This is a genomic window from Clostridium cavendishii DSM 21758 (assembly GCF_900141845.1).
In the GTDB taxonomy this organism is placed as follows: domain Bacteria; phylum Bacillota; class Clostridia; order Clostridiales; family Clostridiaceae; genus Clostridium_AG; species Clostridium_AG cavendishii.
The window spans coordinates 354,950-371,472 of record NZ_FQZB01000003.1; the positions used below are offsets into that span (position 1 = coordinate 354,950).

At 28.7% G+C, this 16,523-nt stretch carries 16 protein-coding genes and 1 riboswitch; of the genes, 1 reads left to right on the top strand and 15 read right to left on the bottom strand.

Annotated features, from left to right (window positions below; translation table 11 throughout):
- Positions 1–192 precede the first annotated feature (192 nt).
- On the top strand, positions 193–813 hold the full coding sequence (locus BUB01_RS01640; protein ID WP_072984620.1) for a GntR family transcriptional regulator: 621 nt from the start codon (positions 193–195) through the stop codon (positions 811–813).
- 97 nt (positions 814–910) lie between these two features.
- Here BUB01_RS01640 and BUB01_RS01645 read toward each other — a convergent pair whose 3' ends face one another.
- From BUB01_RS01645 to rlmD, 15 genes are all read right to left on the bottom strand, one after another.
- A complete protein-coding gene (locus BUB01_RS01645; protein WP_072984622.1) occupies positions 911–2,473 on the bottom strand; it encodes an ABC transporter permease/substrate-binding protein in 1,563 nt (520 codons plus the stop codon).
- A 2-nt stretch (positions 2,474–2,475) separates the two neighbouring features.
- Positions 2,476–3,600 carry a betaine/proline/choline family ABC transporter ATP-binding protein gene (locus BUB01_RS01650; protein WP_072984624.1) on the bottom strand — a complete coding sequence of 375 codons (1,125 nt, stop codon included), beginning with the start codon at positions 3,598–3,600 and terminating at the stop codon, positions 2,476–2,478.
- Positions 3,601–3,796: 196 nt separating this feature from the next.
- Positions 3,797–4,117 carry a quaternary ammonium compound efflux SMR transporter SugE gene (gene sugE, locus BUB01_RS01655; protein ID WP_072984626.1) on the bottom strand — a complete coding sequence of 107 codons (321 nt, stop codon included), beginning with the start codon at positions 4,115–4,117 and terminating at the stop codon, positions 3,797–3,799.
- A gap of 56 nt (positions 4,118–4,173) precedes the next feature.
- A riboswitch (guanidine-I (ykkC/yxkD leader) is annotated at positions 4,174–4,272 on the bottom strand.
- A gap of 60 nt (positions 4,273–4,332) precedes the next feature.
- Positions 4,333–4,920 carry a pyridoxal 5'-phosphate synthase glutaminase subunit PdxT gene (gene pdxT, locus BUB01_RS01660; protein ID WP_072984628.1) on the bottom strand — a complete coding sequence of 196 codons (588 nt, stop codon included), beginning with the start codon at positions 4,918–4,920 and terminating at the stop codon, positions 4,333–4,335.
- A 2-nt stretch (positions 4,921–4,922) separates the two neighbouring features.
- Complete coding sequence (gene pdxS, locus BUB01_RS01665) at positions 4,923–5,792, bottom strand: pyridoxal 5'-phosphate synthase lyase subunit PdxS (RefSeq protein WP_072984630.1); 870 nt, start codon at positions 5,790–5,792, stop codon at positions 4,923–4,925.
- 142 nt (positions 5,793–5,934) lie between these two features.
- A complete protein-coding gene (locus BUB01_RS01670; protein WP_159433195.1) occupies positions 5,935–7,317 on the bottom strand; it encodes a bifunctional lysylphosphatidylglycerol flippase/synthetase MprF in 1,383 nt (460 codons plus the stop codon).
- A 493-nt stretch (positions 7,318–7,810) separates the two neighbouring features.
- On the bottom strand, positions 7,811–8,746 hold the full coding sequence (locus tag BUB01_RS01675) for a DUF5692 family protein (protein WP_072984633.1): 936 nt from the start codon (positions 8,744–8,746) through the stop codon (positions 7,811–7,813).
- A gap of 413 nt (positions 8,747–9,159) precedes the next feature.
- Positions 9,160–9,888, bottom strand: coding sequence for an energy-coupling factor ABC transporter ATP-binding protein (locus BUB01_RS01680; RefSeq protein ID WP_072984635.1), 729 nt, complete (start codon positions 9,886–9,888; stop codon positions 9,160–9,162).
- A gap of 4 nt (positions 9,889–9,892) precedes the next feature.
- Positions 9,893–10,687, bottom strand: a complete 795-nt coding sequence (locus BUB01_RS01685) for an energy-coupling factor transporter transmembrane component T family protein (protein ID WP_072984637.1) — start codon at positions 10,685–10,687, stop codon at positions 9,893–9,895.
- A 24-nt stretch (positions 10,688–10,711) separates the two neighbouring features.
- Entirely contained in the window at positions 10,712–11,710 is a 999-nt protein-coding gene (gene cbiM / locus BUB01_RS01690) for a cobalt transporter CbiM (RefSeq protein ID WP_072984639.1), read from the bottom strand.
- Positions 11,711–12,121: 411 nt separating this feature from the next.
- Positions 12,122–12,382, bottom strand: a complete 261-nt coding sequence (locus BUB01_RS01695) for a YkuS family protein (RefSeq protein WP_072984641.1) — start codon at positions 12,380–12,382, stop codon at positions 12,122–12,124.
- A 99-nt stretch (positions 12,383–12,481) separates the two neighbouring features.
- Positions 12,482–13,660, bottom strand: coding sequence for a beta-aspartyl-peptidase (gene iadA / locus BUB01_RS01700; protein ID WP_072984643.1), 1,179 nt, complete (start codon positions 13,658–13,660; stop codon positions 12,482–12,484).
- 365 nt (positions 13,661–14,025) lie between these two features.
- On the bottom strand, positions 14,026–14,241 hold the full coding sequence (locus BUB01_RS01705; RefSeq protein WP_072984645.1) for a PF20097 family protein: 216 nt from the start codon (positions 14,239–14,241) through the stop codon (positions 14,026–14,028).
- Between the two features lie 423 nt (positions 14,242–14,664).
- Positions 14,665–14,856 (bottom strand): YwbE family protein, encoded by a 192-nt coding sequence (locus tag BUB01_RS01710; protein ID WP_072984647.1) that lies wholly within the window; start codon positions 14,854–14,856, stop codon positions 14,665–14,667.
- 295 nt (positions 14,857–15,151) lie between these two features.
- On the bottom strand, positions 15,152–16,510 hold the full coding sequence (gene rlmD, locus BUB01_RS01715; protein ID WP_072984649.1) for a 23S rRNA (uracil(1939)-C(5))-methyltransferase RlmD: 1,359 nt from the start codon (positions 16,508–16,510) through the stop codon (positions 15,152–15,154).
- Positions 16,511–16,523: the final 13 nt, after the last annotated feature.

A 16,523-nucleotide genomic window follows, 5' to 3' on the forward strand; every position in this document is an offset into this window, starting at 1 on the left:
CTATATTCCTCCATTTTGTAAAAACTTTTATTTTTCTTTACTATATACAATTTTTATTTATACTACAATATATTTATATCTAATAATTTAGTTATAACCAGATAATGTTGACTTAATATTGTAATATAACTAGAATATATATATACTACTTTTATAATAATATGACTGGTATCATTACGGAGGATGGCTTTAATGGGTAATAACTGTTCAATACCTATATATCAAAAAATAGCTTTAGATATAGCTAGTAGAATAAATAGCGGTGACATTTTAGAAGGAAAAAAAATTCATGGCAGATCTACATTAGCAAGTGAGTATAATGTTTCTCCAGAAACTATAAGAAGATCTATAAAATTACTTGAAGATGTGAATGTTGTTGAATCAACAAAAGGAAGTGGAATTACTGTACTTTCTAAAGAAAATGCATTCTTATTTATTAATAAGTTCCAAAATGTTGAAAGCATTGCTTACTTTAAAACACACTTAAATTCGCTTATGAACAAAAAGAAATCATTAGAAGAGGATATTCTATCTACAGTGAATAAAATTATTGATTATTCTGGTAGATTAAAAAATATAGATCCAATTACTCCTTTAGAAATTGAAATACCTTCTACTTGTAAACTACTTGGAAAAACTATTGCCGAGGTTAATTTTTGGCAAAATACAGGTGCCACAATAGTTGGCATAAAAAGGAATGGCGGATTGATACTATCTCCTGGTCCTTATGCAACATTTGAAAATGGAGATATTCTTTTAGTAGTTGGTGAAGAAAGTATATCAAATTCTATAAAAATATTTTTATCTGAATAAAAATAAAATGCCTATTTAAAACTTTTATATTTTAAATAGGCATTTATTATTATCTTTTAAATTATTTATTATTATCTTTTAAATTATTTATTATTTTTTAAATTAATCCTTGTTTTTTCAAAAAGTCTTTAGCAACACTTTCTGGAGATTCTCCTAATTCGTCAACTCTATAATTTAAATCCCTCATTGTTTCATCATTAAGCTTACCAGACAATTTATTTATAACATCTTTTAACTCCGGATATTTCTTTAGTGTATCTTCCCTAACTAAAGGAACAGCATAATAAGGTGGAAAGAAATTTTTATCATCTTTTAATACCTTTAAATCAAAGGCTTTTAAAAGTCCATCTGTTAAAAAAGCATCTGTTACATCACTTTTATTATTATTTATAGCCTTATATCGTAATCCTCCATCAACAGCCTTAACATCCTTAAATTTTATATTATATTCTTTTGATAAACCTAAATAACCATCCTGTCTATTGGCAAACTCTATAGTAGGTCCTATTATCAAATCCTTACTTATTCCTGCCAAATCTGAAACAGTCTCTAAATTATATTTTTTTGCGGTATCTTTTCTAACTGCCAATGCATACGTATTATTAAAACCTAATGGTTCAAGCCATTTAAGGTTATACTTATCCTTAAACTCATCATGAACAATATCATATGCCTTTTTAGGATCATTTACTACATCCTTTTTTAATATATTAACTAAACCTGTTCCAGTATATTCTATATACATATCAAGCTCACCTGTTTGTATTGCACCAAAAGTAACCTGACTACCTCCTAGGTTTAACTTTCTCTCAACTTTAATATTTGTATTTTCTTCTATTAAATCAGCTAACATATTTCCTAAAATCAATTGTTCTGTATAATTTTTAGATCCTACCACTATTTTTTTATCATTACTTTTATAAAATGTAGTAACTAAAATTGTACATATAAATAATGCCGCTATAGCCAAAACTACCTTTTTATTTATTTTTCTCTTTTTTCTTATATTTATACTTCCATCTGCACTTTTAATGCCATTTGGAGATACTGATTTTTCAATCTTTCCTACTATAAAATCTATTAATAACGCTAACATACATGCAGGAATAGCTCCGGCTAATATCATGTTATTATCAACTGTTTGTACACCTGAAAATACCATATATCCTAATCCACCAGCACCTATAAAAGCTGCGATAGTCATTAATCCAACTGCTGTAACTGCCGATATTCTTATACCAGCCATCATTATAGGTAGAGCTAATGGTAATTGTACCATCTTTAAAATTTGTGTCTTAGTCATTCCTATACCTTTTGCAGCTTCTAAAATATCCGAATTTATATTCGTTAATCCTGTATAAGTATTTTTTATGATTGGAAGTAATGAATATAGCACTACCATAACAATAGCTGGTTTACTACCTATTCCTAATACTGGAATTAAAAAACCTAGTAAGGCTAAGCTTGGTATTGCTTGTACAACATTTGCAATTCCAAGTATAGGTTTAGAAAGTTTACGTACTCTAGTAATTAAGATTCCTAATGGAACACCTATAACTATAGAAAGTAAAACTGCAAAAACAGTTAACTGCATATGTTGCCATAGTAATTCTAAGATTTGTTCTTTTCTAGAAATGATAAAATTTATGAATTCATTCATTATTAGTTCACCTCCATTTCTATAAATTGTTCACTAAGAATTGAAAGTAAACTACTTCTTGTAATTAGTCCCGCAAGTTTTCTATCCTTTTTGATAACTGGAACATAACCTATATTATTTTTATTCATAGTTTCTAATATATCAATTAGATTGTCATCTTCCTCAACTGCTATAATATCTTGTTCCATTATTTCTTCTAATCTTAAAACTTTGTTCGGATCCTTTTTTATATTTTTTAATGTAACCAATCCTTCTAAATGACCTTCTTTATCTGTAATAAGTAAACTGTCTACTTTATTATTTTTCATTATCTCAATTCCTTGAAGTATAGTTCTTTTACTACTTATTGCCACCGGATCTTCTATCATAATATCCTTGGCTTTTATATATTCTGGATTGTTCCATATTCTATTCTTCCCAATAAATTCTTCAACATATTCATTAGCTGGATTTCTCAAAATATTTTCAGGGGTATCATACTGAACTATTTCACCATTCCCCATTATGCATATTTTATCTGCAAGTTTTAACGCTTCATCCATATCATGTGTAACAAAAACAATTGTTTTCTTTAATTCATTTTGTAAATTAAATAATTCTTCTTGAAGTCCGTTTCTTGTTATCGGATCTAAAGCACTAAATGGTTCATCCATAAGTATTATTTCCGGATCTGTAGCAAATGCTCTAGCTACTCCAACTCTTTGTTGTTGCCCTCCACTTAATTCACTTGGATATCTGTCCATATACTCTTCTGGATTTAGCCCAACCATTTTTAATAGTTCTATAGTTTTCTCTTCTATTTCACTCGAATCCAACTTTTCAAGTCTAGGAATTAACTCTATATTCTCTTTAACTGTCATATGAGGAAATAATCCCGTTTGTTGTATTACATAACCTATTTTTCGTCTTAAAGCTATAGTATCTTCCTTTTCTATATCTTTACCCTCTATTAATATTTTTCCTGAAGTAATTTTTATAAGCTTATTTATCATTTTTACAGAGGTTGTTTTCCCACAACCACTAGGTCCTATAAAAACTACAAACTCTCCCTTATTAATTTTTAAATTCATATTTTTAATTATAGTTTTATCTTTATATGATTTTTTTATATTAATAAATTCAATCATTCGGTGTCCTCCTTTTAATTATATTTTTTTAAATCCGCCATAAGTAACAACTTTATTATATCACAAAGTTGTTACTTGTGCAAATAAGACACCTATTCTTCTCACTCTATATAAGATATTTTAATATACATTTATAAATGTAAGAACCTTGATAAATCAAGGTTCTTACACTTTTCATTATTTTTAAAAAAATTCACTAATGTGATCCTACTAATTTTAATCCTACAATACCAACTATTATGAATCCAATACAAATTAATCTTGTTAAATCAACTGCTTCTTTAAAAAGTACTATTCCTAAAATAACAGTTCCAACTGTACCAATACCAGTCCAAATAGCATATGCATTTCCTAAAGGTATATCATTTAATGCTAATGATAAAAAATAAAAACTTGCTATCATACCTATTATAGTTAATACACTAGGGATAAGCTTCGTAAAACCCTGAGAATATTTTAATCCTATTGCCCAACAAACCTCAAATAGACCTGCTACAACCAAGTATACCCATTGCATTTTTCTTCACCCCTTTCATTTTAAATATAAAAAAGCCTAGGAGGATATTTTTTAATATCTCCCAGGCTTTTGTCCTTCCGTGAACACAGATACACTGTGCGTTTTATCTTGGACCAGACCAGATATTATTCTGCGGAACCCTATAAAACTTTAACATAATTATTTTTTTCTAGCATATCAGAAAACTTTAAATCCGTCAATTTCTTTTTATAAATTTAACTATATTTAATTATACACATCTTTTCAATAAAATATTTGAGAAATCTTAAGTCATCAGTTAATTCTGGGTGAAATGATGAAACTAGCATATTCCTTTGTTTCGCTACTACAATTTTATTATCTACCTTACATAAAATTTCTACATCATCACTTAATATATCTTTTATTATAGGCGCCCTAATAAATACCATAGGAATAGGTTGATATTTGTCTATTTGTTCTATTACTTCAATAGCTTCAAAGCTACCTAATTGTCTACCATAGGCATTTCTTAAAACCTTAATATCCATAACCCCAAAATGTGAAGTAGTATCTCCCTCAAGTTCCTTCGCTAAAAGAATCATTCCAGCACAGGTTCCCCAAACTGGCAATCCAGAAATAATTAATTCTTTTATTCTGTCAAACATATTTCTATAATCAAGTAACTTCCTTATAGCCGTACTTTCTCCACCAGGCAATATTAAACCATCTAAATTGTTTAAATCCTTTTCTGTCTTTACACCCACACCCTCATATCCTAATGTTTTTATCTGATTTATATGCTCTTCAACACCACCCTGTAATGCTAAAACTCCAATAACCACTTTTACCAACCTCTTGTTGCATATTTATCATTTAAGTTTGATATCTCAATTCCAGCCATTGCATCCCCTAAACCTTCAGATATTTCAGCTAGTATTTTGGGATCATTGAAATGAGTAGTAGCCTCCACTATTGCTTTAGCCATCTTTTCGGGATTCTCAGATTTAAATATCCCAGACCCTACAAAAACTCCATCACAGCCCAATTGCATCATTAACGCTGCATCGGCAGGTGTTGCAATACCTCCTGCTGCAAAATTAACAACAGGTAATTTTTTATTTTCCCAAATATACTCTACTAAATTGAAAGGCGCATTAAATTCTTTGGTAAGTGTCATCAAAGTTTCTTTAGGTGCAGAAACTATTTTTTGAATACCTTCATTAACAGTTCTCATATGTGTAACTGCCTCTACAACATTTCCAGTCCCAGCTTCACCCTTAGTTCTAATCATTGCTGCACCTTCACCTATTCTTCTTAAAGCTTCTCCTAAATCTTTTGCACCACAAACAAAAGGTACACTAAAAGTTTTTTTATCAATATGATAACGTCCATCAGCTGGTGTCAAAACTTCACTTTCATCTATGAAATCAATATCTAATGCCTGTAAGATTTGTGCTTCTACAATATGTCCTATCCTAACTTTTGCCATAACAGGTATTGAAACAGCTTGTTGAATTTCTTTTATCATCTTAGGGTCTGACATTCTAGCAACTCCGCCTTGCTTTCTAATATCAGATGGAACCCTTTCAAGTGCCATTACTGCACAAGCACCAGCTCTCTCTGCAATCTCTGCTTCTTTGGCATTAGTAACATCCATTATTACTCCACCCTTTAACATTTGTGCTAGGTTTTTGTTTAAGTTTACTCTCTCCATAATAGCCTCCTAAAAAATTTACTATCTTCACAATAGCAAACCAAAAGAATATTTTCAAATGTATGGATACACTGTTAATTAAATCAAAAGTTTTTTATCTATAAAAATAAAAACACTTGAATGACCAAGTGTTTAATCTACTTTAAGTTTTATTATTATTTAATATACTAACAAAAAATTCCTTAACCCCTTTAGTATACTTAGCTTTCATCATTGCATACCCTAATGACGGAATAGATATTTCAGATGAAACCGCTATATATCTAGATTCCCACAGTGATGGATTATATTTCTTCTTATAATCATACAATTCTTTAAAATCATAAATAGAATTCATTTTTTTATAAATAAATTTGAACGCCTTATATAAAAATGTGCTTTCAGTGTTGTCTTTGTACTCTATGTCTACAAATGGTGCCAAACCTAAGCTAACTTCTTTAACCTTCTCTTCTTTTAAAATTTTACAAATCTCTATAACAAGATTTTCTCTAATCCCATAAGGTGCATCTTTACATTCTCTTACCATATCAATAAAATAACCATTTTTAAATTTATATGGTAAACATACTACAATTCCTAATACTTTATCATCTATAGTTTTAGCTATAAAATATCTTTTTTCAAAAGGATAATCAAATGAGATTGTTCCTCTCATAAAAGAAAGTTCATTGCTTCCTTTCATTTTTAGCCATTCATCAGATATATCGTATATTTGATCTTCAATATACTTATCATGCTTAATAGCTGGTTTATACTCTGTTATTTTTATTTCTAGTTTATCTACTTTATCATTAAAACCTATTATAGAATCACTTATATTATAAGTATTTAAATCGATAATAGCTTCCTTTCCACACTCTTGTAATTTAAATCCAACCTTTTCAAAAACATTTCTATATTTTGAAGATATTTGACAGAAACAACTTGATAATGAACGATTAAAACAATACTCTTTAAACTCCAATAAAATATCTTCCATCTTAGTAAAATCACATATAGGATCCCCAACTACCATTGCCATATTATTAACTAATACATATCCAATAACACCATCATATCCTTGTGCAAAAAAGTATTGTCTATTGTTCTCTAAATTTATAGCTGAAACTGGATTTGTTTCAACCCTATTTAATAAATCTTGAACCTTAAGCCGCTCCTCAAAATGATGTTCTGACCTTAACACAATAGGCCTTAAAACTAGTAATGTGATTATTAGTATTAAAGAAAGATTTATATAAATAATCATATCACTAAAATTACTTCCCCAATTCACTTTAAGTATAACATCTACAATCATCAAAATAGCTAATACAATAGTTGCTTGTTTTAGTCTTATAAAATTTGTTTTCGCTTTAAACCAAGTACTTTCTAATAATAAAGATATTAATATATAGCCTAATAAAACAATATTTTCTTTAAAATATGCATTTTGAAAAAAATTCCTTATAATAATTAAAAATATAAGAAACATATTAACAAGCCAGACAGCTCTTAATCTCCTTAGTAGACCTTGCGTAATAAACATAAAACATAATCCTAATAAAAAATAATTCAGTATGTATATATAAGAACTATTTATATCAGGGTTTTTGAGCAAATAAAGTGAATATCCTATATTTTTTAATCCTAAAAACAATATTAATAAAATTAAAGAAATAACATGATATTTTTTTATAACAGTTTTCATGGCCCCTCCAAAATACTCTTCTTATTTTAAAATTACCTAAAAAGCAATATAAATTATATAAAATAATATAATTATGTTACCCCATACAAAGTAGATTATGTCAATTTATAAAAATTCACTATTTTACAATAAATTCTTCAGGTATCTCTGCTTCCTTAAACGCAAATCCTACACCATTAATTGTAAATCATACGAATTTATCCCACATATAACTACTTTATTTATTATAATAGACTACAATAACTATAAATTAAACTGTAATATAAGAAAAAAACTACGTCAAATCTAACTAAAGATTTGACATAGTTTCTATTATAAAATCAATTATTAATTATACATTTTCTGCAACTACTTGCTTGTATGTTTTAGTATCTGCAAAGATTTCATCTTTTAATGGATTAAGCTTATTTTTACGAATCTTATTGAATTGATAAGCTGCTAAAGCAATATTTGCACTTAATGATATTAAGCTTACAATGAAAAATGCAGTTGAATTATGTGTAGTATGAACAGGAGCTATACGATCTGCAAATTGAGGTATAGTCATGACAAACATAATCCATAAAGCAAGTGTATGCGCACGATGTTGTAACCATGCTCCCTTTTTAATAAAGAAAGAAGGGATAGTACATGAAAGCAATAATGCTAGTCCACAATAAAATGAATGATCTGCTATACAATTATAAGTATATGCAAAATTCCAGAAATCATAAGCTAGTATCCAAGCCCAGATCATATCTGGCCATATCATATCTTTTGTTTTATCCTTAGATATAAATACTCCAGCCCAACCACATATCGTAACTATGTTAAGTAATCCAGCTATACCATTCATTATATTCCATGGTCCTGACATTACCCAAAGGTTATCTACATACGCTCCATTCCATGCACCATATGAAAAACATTGAAAATCACGAATAGATGCTTCAAGGATATTAACTGCTAATATAACTGCTGGTAATGTTATTGCCCACTTCTTCTTAGCAAGTGACTTGCTGTATCTAAGAACCATAAACCAAACACAACCTGCTAAAGCCGAGTATGTTTTTACCCAGTTAAACCAAGTTCCTGTTCCATATTCATTTCCTGGTGCTGCAGTTGTTGGCCAAATAAATATTGTTAAAATTATTGGAACAATTACAAAAAGTATAATACCTCCCCATTTAGTCGAACGACCAAACTCATTAAAAGCCATTAAAGAAAAAAGAACAAAAAGCCAAATTGCCCAACTAGTAAAACTTGTTGCTTCATACAAAAAGCCCATAATAATTTACCTCCTAAAAATAAAATATAAAATAAGTATAATTCTCATATTTATCCTAATTTACTTAATGTATAGGTATATATGAAAACGTTACCTTCCCCCTATCCTCATAATTATATTATACAATGCTATTATGGTCAAATCTTTACATTTTCGATTCTAGCAAATATTGTTTTATTAAAATTCAATGTTTATTAAAATTTATATTATTTATTTTTATAAATTCATAACAAAGATTATTTTCTATACGAAATAAAAAATAATCTTATATAATTTTATATAAATAAAAATTCACTACCTTGACTATAAAATTTTTTAATTTTAAAAAATTATCCATAGATTATATATAATTTTCTCTAAAAAATAAAAAGCCCTTGAAAAATCAAGAGGCTAATCTTTATTTTAATCTTATATTAAATAATATTATTTTTATATAAAAATTCCGTATCATTAATTATTTCATTGTAATTATCATCTCTAATTATTGTATGATCTTCTGAAAAAACAACTGCTCTCTTAAATACTCCTTGTACATATTCAAAATCATGAGTAGAACATAAAATTGTTTTCCCTACATTATTTATATTTATCATAAATTCTTTTAAAAATCTCTTAGTTTTAGGATCAAGTCCATTCATAGGTTCATCAAAAATATATACATCTGGATTTAAAACCACAACTGAAGCAATTGCCACCTTTTTCTTTTCTCCACCACTTAAATGATATGGTTGTCTATCTCGTAATTCTTCAATTTTTAGCAGCTTTAAAGTATCCTCTACTCTGTCTTTAACTTCTTCTTCATCCATTCCCATTTGCCTTGGACCAAATGCAATTTCATCGTAAACATTAGAACAAAATAACTGCACCTCTGAATTTTGGAAAACAAAACCTATTTTTTTATGAAAAGCCTTCGAAAAACTTTCATTTTGTAATTTCTTATAATTAATTTCTTCTCCTTCAAAAAAATAACTCCCCTCATCTGGTGTTATTAGGCCATTAATTAACTTCATTAAAGTAGATTTACCACTTCCATTTACTCCTATTAAAGCAATAGCTTCTCCTTCAGCAATATGAAAATTTATATTTTTTAGAGCATATTGTTTAGTCTCATATTTATAAGAAACATTCTTTATATCAATCATAAAATCACAACCTATCAAAGTAAAAATACATTAGTATAAAAGCTAAGTTAAATATAATACAAATATAATCAGGTAGTTTTAATTTAAACTTCTTATAGACTTTATATTCTCCTATAAAACCTCTACATTCCATTGCACCATGCATTTCTTCTGCCATTTCTTTAGACTTTATAAACATAGTTCCTACAATCCCTGAAATTGATGTACTTTTACTATTACTCTTTCCTACAGATCTTAACTTAAGTGCATAAACCATATTCAAGGAAAACTCACCCAAAATCAAAATATATTTTATAGTAATATCTAGAACAAATATAAACATATTCGGTACTCTAAATACATTTAATGCACCTATTAAATCATTCCATTGAGTAGTAAAAGCCAATATATTAACAAAAGCAACAGAAACTAAAATCTTTAGTGTAATCATTAAGATATTATTACCATACCCTAAAAAAATTGATGGCAAAAAGATAATGAAAGTAAAAACTGCTACTGTTAAACTTACTTTTAAAATATGTTTTATCTCATTAATCCTAAAAAAATTAATTAACACAAGCATAAATACAGTAACAACTAAAACAAATGTAAAATTTTTTGTTAAAGAAATAAAAGCAATTAATATAAGTGTTGAAATAAGTTTAACTAAAGCATTGATTTCAACTCTCTTTTTTCTATATTCTGTCTGCTTGGTAAATTTTATAACTATACCTAATATGGAAATAATACTTTTATCTATAAATGCATCTTTATCCTTTGGCGGTACATAATCATCTTTTTTTAAAAGCCATTCTGGCATTTATAACTTCCTCTCTTACTGCACTTAATCATTCACGCTTTTAGTATCCTTCTTCATACTTGCTATTATTCTAAATATTATTAAAAGTATTGCTACTCCTGCAATTGCTGACAGAATATACCCAAAGTTATCTGAAAGTCCTTTAATTGAATACTCTGGCATTAATGTATTAAAATTAAATCCATTTTCCATTCCCTTAGGTACAAAACCTAATTCCTTACCTCCTGTGATCACTGAACTTATCTCATCAGTTCCCCATTCTCCCCAAGCTGTTCCTGTAGCTAATAATCCTAAAGGAGTTAAACATACTACTAATATTAAAAAAGCATATATAGGTTTCATCTTTGTAGTAGCGCCTTCATATATACTACCTGGCGAAACTTTTTTTATAAACCCTAATACTCCAACTGTTATAATTCCTTCTAAAAAGCCTGCAACTAAAAGATGAGGGATAATCATTGATGGTATTGTAATTGCTAAAGGATATGGACAATATAATGGCATACCTGCTGCATCTTTAAAAAATAAAGGTTGTATACCAAATTCTATTGACGCACATAATGCTCCAATATTTATACCTATATATGCAGCAATAAAAATTGCTATATATTCTGCTTTTTCTGTTCTCAACTTTTCTTTTAAAAATTTATAAACATAATACCCTACAAATGGAATAGCAAACGCCATATTAAAACAATTTGCTCCAAATGCTAAAATACCCCCATCTCCAAACAATAATGCTTGAATTAAAAGCGCTATAGTTATAGAAATACAGGCTGCTTCAGGACCTAAAAGAATAGCTAATAATGTTCCGCCAACGGCATGTCCAGTGGTACCACCTGGTAATGGAATATTAAACATCATTGTTAAGAATGAAAGCGATGCCCCTACACCCATAAGTGGCATTTTCTTTCTAGTAACCTCTTTCTTTACTTTTTCAACCGCCTTTTTCCATATTGGAACCATTACTCCTCCCATAACAGCACATGTTGATGGGCTTAGATAATTGTCTGGAATGTGCATTTTTATACCCCCTTAAAATTTAACCATAAAATAAAACCACAAAAATTCGTAATTGTTTACACCAATCGGTATTTGTGGTTATTATTCAATAATTAATCTACTTATTAAATTTTCGCATAAAGGTATTTTTTACTATATGCAAATTTATAATACTATATGCTTTCTAATTTGTAAATACCAAGATATTTTTCCCAATAATTTATAAAAAATAAAATCACTAAAGTTATTATTTTTTTGCACAACCAATCTTAGTTGTTGTTATTTAATCACAGTTCATTCGATTTTTTATACAGCTTGTCTCCCTGTAATATTCAAATAATACCTCCTTTGTTCTAATTTCAGTCCTAAAATTTAATTTTAGTTTGACAAAGGAGGTTTGCTTTGCAATAATTTTGCAACTATAAAAAACTGTTATCTAGTGATTTTCTGATCAATTATATTCTTTATATCCTCTTGTGTTAATCCTTCTGCATTAATAATAGGAACTTGAGTAAAACTGTCACTAAACCCCATCATGTTTGTATTATAGTTTGCTATAACAATAGCATCTAAATTATCACACTTTGCAATATTATTCTGAAAATCTTCTCCCAAAATTTCTACTGAATATCCTTGTGAACTTAAGTAGTCTGCAATTGTAGACAAACCCTTTTGTACGCCAATCTTTTTCATATATTATCACCTCACTTTTATATTTTCCATTCATATGTACCAATATACATCCCTATTTTTACAAAAATTTATTTTATTTTGTAATATATTTGTATCTTTTTACTTTTGTTCAAATACCCCAAATTTTATAGGGTCACCATTCTTGACTAATGTTTTACCTTTACATATAACATAATCAATAGATAAATCTTTATTCATAATAATTAAATCTGCCTGTTTATCTATTTTAATTTCACCAATATGTTTAAGTCTCAATATCTTTGCAGGATTTATAGTAAATGGCATCAATGCTTTCTCAATTGGAATATTAAATCTATTAATCATCTTCCTAAATTCTATTATATTACTTTCTATAGAGCCTACACCTATATCTTCTAATTCACCCTGTGCATTAAATAAAGGCATACTTCCATTACTATCTGAACTCATAGTAACATGCTCTATACTACACCCATTTTCTAATAAATATTTTAGCGCCATGGATGCATCTATTGATTCTTTATCATTCTCTGTTCTATATATACCTGTAGTTAAATCTAAATATCCTCCTTTATTAATATATTCAACTCCTTGATGTAAGAGATTTTCATTTCTATTAATATGAGTAGGAAGCATATTCTTTGCAAGAACTGGAGATTCACTTATTATCCTGATAAGAGACAGTATTCCTTCCTTGTCATCTCCAACATGAATGTGAAGCACTCCAGACTTTCCAGAAAGAAGTCCACCAACTCTACATTCTAAGGCTAGTCTCTCTATATCCTCTTCATTGGGTTTACTCCCTCTAGTATCTGCTATAGCTATTTCACCAATTCCAATAATTTTGTCAATTAATATGATATCATCTCTTGAACTGTCAGTTATCGTTCTTGTTGGAAACTGATAACAACCAGTCCAATTCAGAGCATTGATACCCTCTTCTTCAAGAGCTCTGCATTTTGCAAGTAAACTTTGAAGCGATCTAGTAGTTCCATCTGTACCTAATAACCCAATTACTGTCGTAACTCCGTAAGTAGTTATTTTAGAGAACTGAATTTCAGGTGTTCTGGTAATATAACCCCCTTCACCACCTCCACCTATTATATGAACATGTAAGTCAATAAATCCAGGCAAAAGATACTTCTCAGATGCATCTATTACCTCGACTTCATAAAATTCTTTGGGTGGTATTGGTATAAAGTCATCTATTTTTGCAATTTTATCATCACAGAGTAAAATATCTTTTTTACCTATAAATTCAGGCGTATATACACTAACATTTTTAATAATTTTTAGCATGATAACCTCCATAAAATAACAATAAATTTAATTCTAATCTAATGTATCATTTTTAGTGCAAGAATCAGTCATTCAGCTTATATTATTTCCCACAATTTAATTATTCTATTCTTATATTAAAAGAATGTCCTTTACTTCACTACTAGTTGGAATATCTACGATTTTAAGTTTAGAATTTATTTTGGGTTTGACAAAATTTTATTTATAACTGCAAAGGAACTCCCTGAGGAGTTCCTTTCTTGTTAAGTTACTATAAATAATGTATGCCTTAAGTCTTTGATTATTTCACATTTATTCTTAAAAGCAATTAATTCTATAAGAAATAATACCCTGTCAATTATGGTGACAGGGCTTGTAAATTAACATTAATAATCAAAAATAACTTTTTTACATTCTTCGCATACATAAGCCTTAACACTGATACGATGACCTGCTTTTAATTTAGTAATCTGAATAAAACCTTCTTCATTCTTTGCATTTGAGAAAACACCTGGAATCTCATTTGAAAAGCTAAAAGCTCCATCCTTACTTCCGTATAGATACCCTTCCCTCATTTCTTTTTCACAATATGGACATTTCATAGTTTTTTGCTCCTTTCCATCATAATAACTTACACAAATTCTGCTTAATAACCTTATTTCACATCCTTGTCCTGATTTTCTATAACCAGTTCCGGAAACTATCCTTTAGCATGATAATTAATCCACAATCCTCATAACTAAAATCAGTAACAGGCCTCCTAGATTAATATTTTTTACATATATTACAAATATATTATAAATAATACATTTTTATATTTCAATATTTACTTTTTAACATTAACACTATAATTTTAAACATTCTGCTACATAAAATTATCATTCTCATCTTTGTTATAGAATTTATTTGAAATTCTATAACAATTATTTAACTAAAGTTTTTTATAATTACAAAAAACTTTTCTTACATCTTCAAAAATAAAAAAACATCCAACCTTAAAGATTGAATGCTTTTACAAATAAACACTATTTTATTTCTTGAACTCTTCCAACAATTCCACCCTCAAGCATAACTTTAATCCCTCGATGATGAACTTCTGAGTTTGTAAGTACTTTTTGTACTACTCCCTCTGTTAGTTTTCCAGTACGTTGATCTTGTTTTTGTACTACTAAGACTCTTATTCCTACTTTTATATTTTTTCTTATTGTTCCATCCATTATATAAACCTACTTTCCTCTACTATGAACACATGTTACCTATATCAAAACAAATTAAAAATATCACTGTTGATATCCTAAAACTTTATTTTAATATACACTTACAAGAAACTCTCCTCAAATCCTCCTAAATTTTATTTCTTAAAATATAGAAGGGCGTGAATAGGCTTTGTCGTATATACTCAATCCTAATTTTCGATAATAAAAAACTAAGGCAAGAATTTTATCTTACCTTAATCCTTAAAACTCTCATTTGATGTAATTTTTTTTGTAATTGGTGAGAGTTTTTTTGGCGTTACAATTTCTTTTTAAGCTTTACTACTGTTTCAACATGAGGTGTGTTTGGGAACATATCCATAAGTAATGTTTTCTCTACAACATATCCTGCCTCTTCAAGTACCTTTAAATCAACTACTAAGGTCTTAGGATTACAAGAAACATATATTATGTCTTTTGCATCAAACTTAATCACATAGTCTAATGCCTTAGGATGAACCCCACTCCTTGGTGGGTCTAATATTATTATGTCTGGTTTTTGTTTTACTGTTTTTATAACTTCAGCTACATCTCCAGCTATGAAATTACAGTTATCTAAACCATTTAATTTTGCATTTTCAGTAGCTTTATGAACAGCTTCTTCTATAAGCTCAACACCTACAACTTTAGAAGCTTTTCCTGCTGCTATTTGCCCTATAGTTCCTGTTCCACAGTAAAGATCAAATACTACCTTGCTATCTGCATCCCCCATAAAATCTCTTACTATACTATACAGCTTCTCAGCTCCTAAAGTATTAGTTTGGAAGAATGAAAATGGCGATATATTAAACTTTAATCCTAAAAGCTCCTCTGTTATATTTTCTTCTCCATATAGAACATTTACCTTTTCAGGCACTACTGCATCTGAAAAAGAATTATTTTCTGTATGCAATATACCTTTTAATGTACCTTTAAATTCTTGACCTTTTAAAAGATTTACGTATTCTGTTAAATCAAAATCTATCTGAGTTGTTGTTACTAGATTCACTAAAAGCTCTCCAGTTTTAACACTTTTTCTTACTACCAAGTGTCTTAAATAGCCTTCTCTTTTCATTATTCTATAATAAGGAAGATTTTGAGTCCTAAAATAATCTTGAGTTAGCTTAATAACTTTTCTAAAGTCTTCATCAACTAAAGAACACTGATCTACAGTTATTACCCCAAAAGATTGACCTTTCATATGCATACCTAGAGTTAACTCTCCACCCTTTTCCATATCTCCAAAGGTAAATTCCATTTTGTTTCTATATTCCCACTCTGTAGGACTTGTTTCTATACCTAAAAACTCTCCTGTGCTTACATTAGCCTCTGTAAAAAGTTTTTTAACTTGTTCTACCTTAAGAGCTAATTGCTTTTCATAACTAAGATTTTGAGAAGAACATCCTCCACAAAAACCAAAGTGTGGACACTTCTTTTCTATTTCATATGAAGCTTTTTCCCTAACTTCTAAAAGTTTCATATCTGCATAATCTCTTCTTTTTTTAGTGATTCTTCCATAAACCACCTGTTCAGGGAATGCACCCTTAACATAAACTTTCAAACCTTCATGGTATGCTATTCCCTGTCCTGGAAATTCTGTAGTCTCAATTTTTACCTCTATTTGACTTCCTTTTTTCATTAAGTTAAACTCT

Excerpts from the sequence above, each read along its gene's own strand:
- BUB01_RS01640 (WP_072984620.1), top strand. The coding sequence starts at position 193 with ATGGGTAATAACTGTTCAATACCTATATATCAAAAAATAGCTTTAGAT.
- BUB01_RS01645 (WP_072984622.1), bottom strand. The coding sequence starts at position 2,473 with ATGAATGAATTCATAAATTTTATCATTTCTAGAAAAGAACAAATCTTA.
- BUB01_RS01650 (WP_072984624.1), bottom strand. The coding sequence starts at position 3,600 with ATGATTGAATTTATTAATATAAAAAAATCATATAAAGATAAAACTATA.
- sugE (WP_072984626.1), bottom strand. The coding sequence starts at position 4,117 with ATGCAATGGGTATACTTGGTTGTAGCAGGTCTATTTGAGGTTTGTTGG.
- pdxS (WP_072984630.1), bottom strand. The coding sequence starts at position 5,792 with ATGGAGAGAGTAAACTTAAACAAAAACCTAGCACAAATGTTAAAGGGT.
- BUB01_RS01670 (WP_159433195.1), bottom strand. The coding sequence starts at position 7,317 with ATGTTTATTACGCAAGGTCTACTAAGGAGATTAAGAGCTGTCTGGCTT.
- BUB01_RS01675 (WP_072984633.1), bottom strand. The coding sequence starts at position 8,746 with ATGGGCTTTTTGTATGAAGCAACAAGTTTTACTAGTTGGGCAATTTGG.
- BUB01_RS01680 (WP_072984635.1), bottom strand. The coding sequence starts at position 9,888 with ATGATTGATATAAAGAATGTTTCTTATAAATATGAGACTAAACAATAT.
- BUB01_RS01685 (WP_072984637.1), bottom strand. The coding sequence starts at position 10,687 with ATGCCAGAATGGCTTTTAAAAAAAGATGATTATGTACCGCCAAAGGAT.
- cbiM (WP_072984639.1), bottom strand. The coding sequence starts at position 11,710 with ATGCACATTCCAGACAATTATCTAAGCCCATCAACATGTGCTGTTATG.
- BUB01_RS01695 (WP_072984641.1), bottom strand. The coding sequence starts at position 12,382 with ATGAAAAAGATTGGCGTACAAAAGGGTTTGTCTACAATTGCAGACTAC.
- iadA (WP_072984643.1), bottom strand. The coding sequence starts at position 13,660 with ATGCTAAAAATTATTAAAAATGTTAGTGTATATACGCCTGAATTTATA.
- BUB01_RS01705 (WP_072984645.1), bottom strand. The coding sequence starts at position 14,241 with ATGAAATGTCCATATTGTGAAAAAGAAATGAGGGAAGGGTATCTATAC.
- BUB01_RS01710 (WP_072984647.1), bottom strand. The coding sequence starts at position 14,856 with ATGGATGGAACAATAAGAAAAAATATAAAAGTAGGAATAAGAGTCTTA.
- rlmD (WP_072984649.1), bottom strand. The coding sequence starts at position 16,510 with ATGAAAAAAGGAAGTCAAATAGAGGTAAAAATTGAGACTACAGAATTT.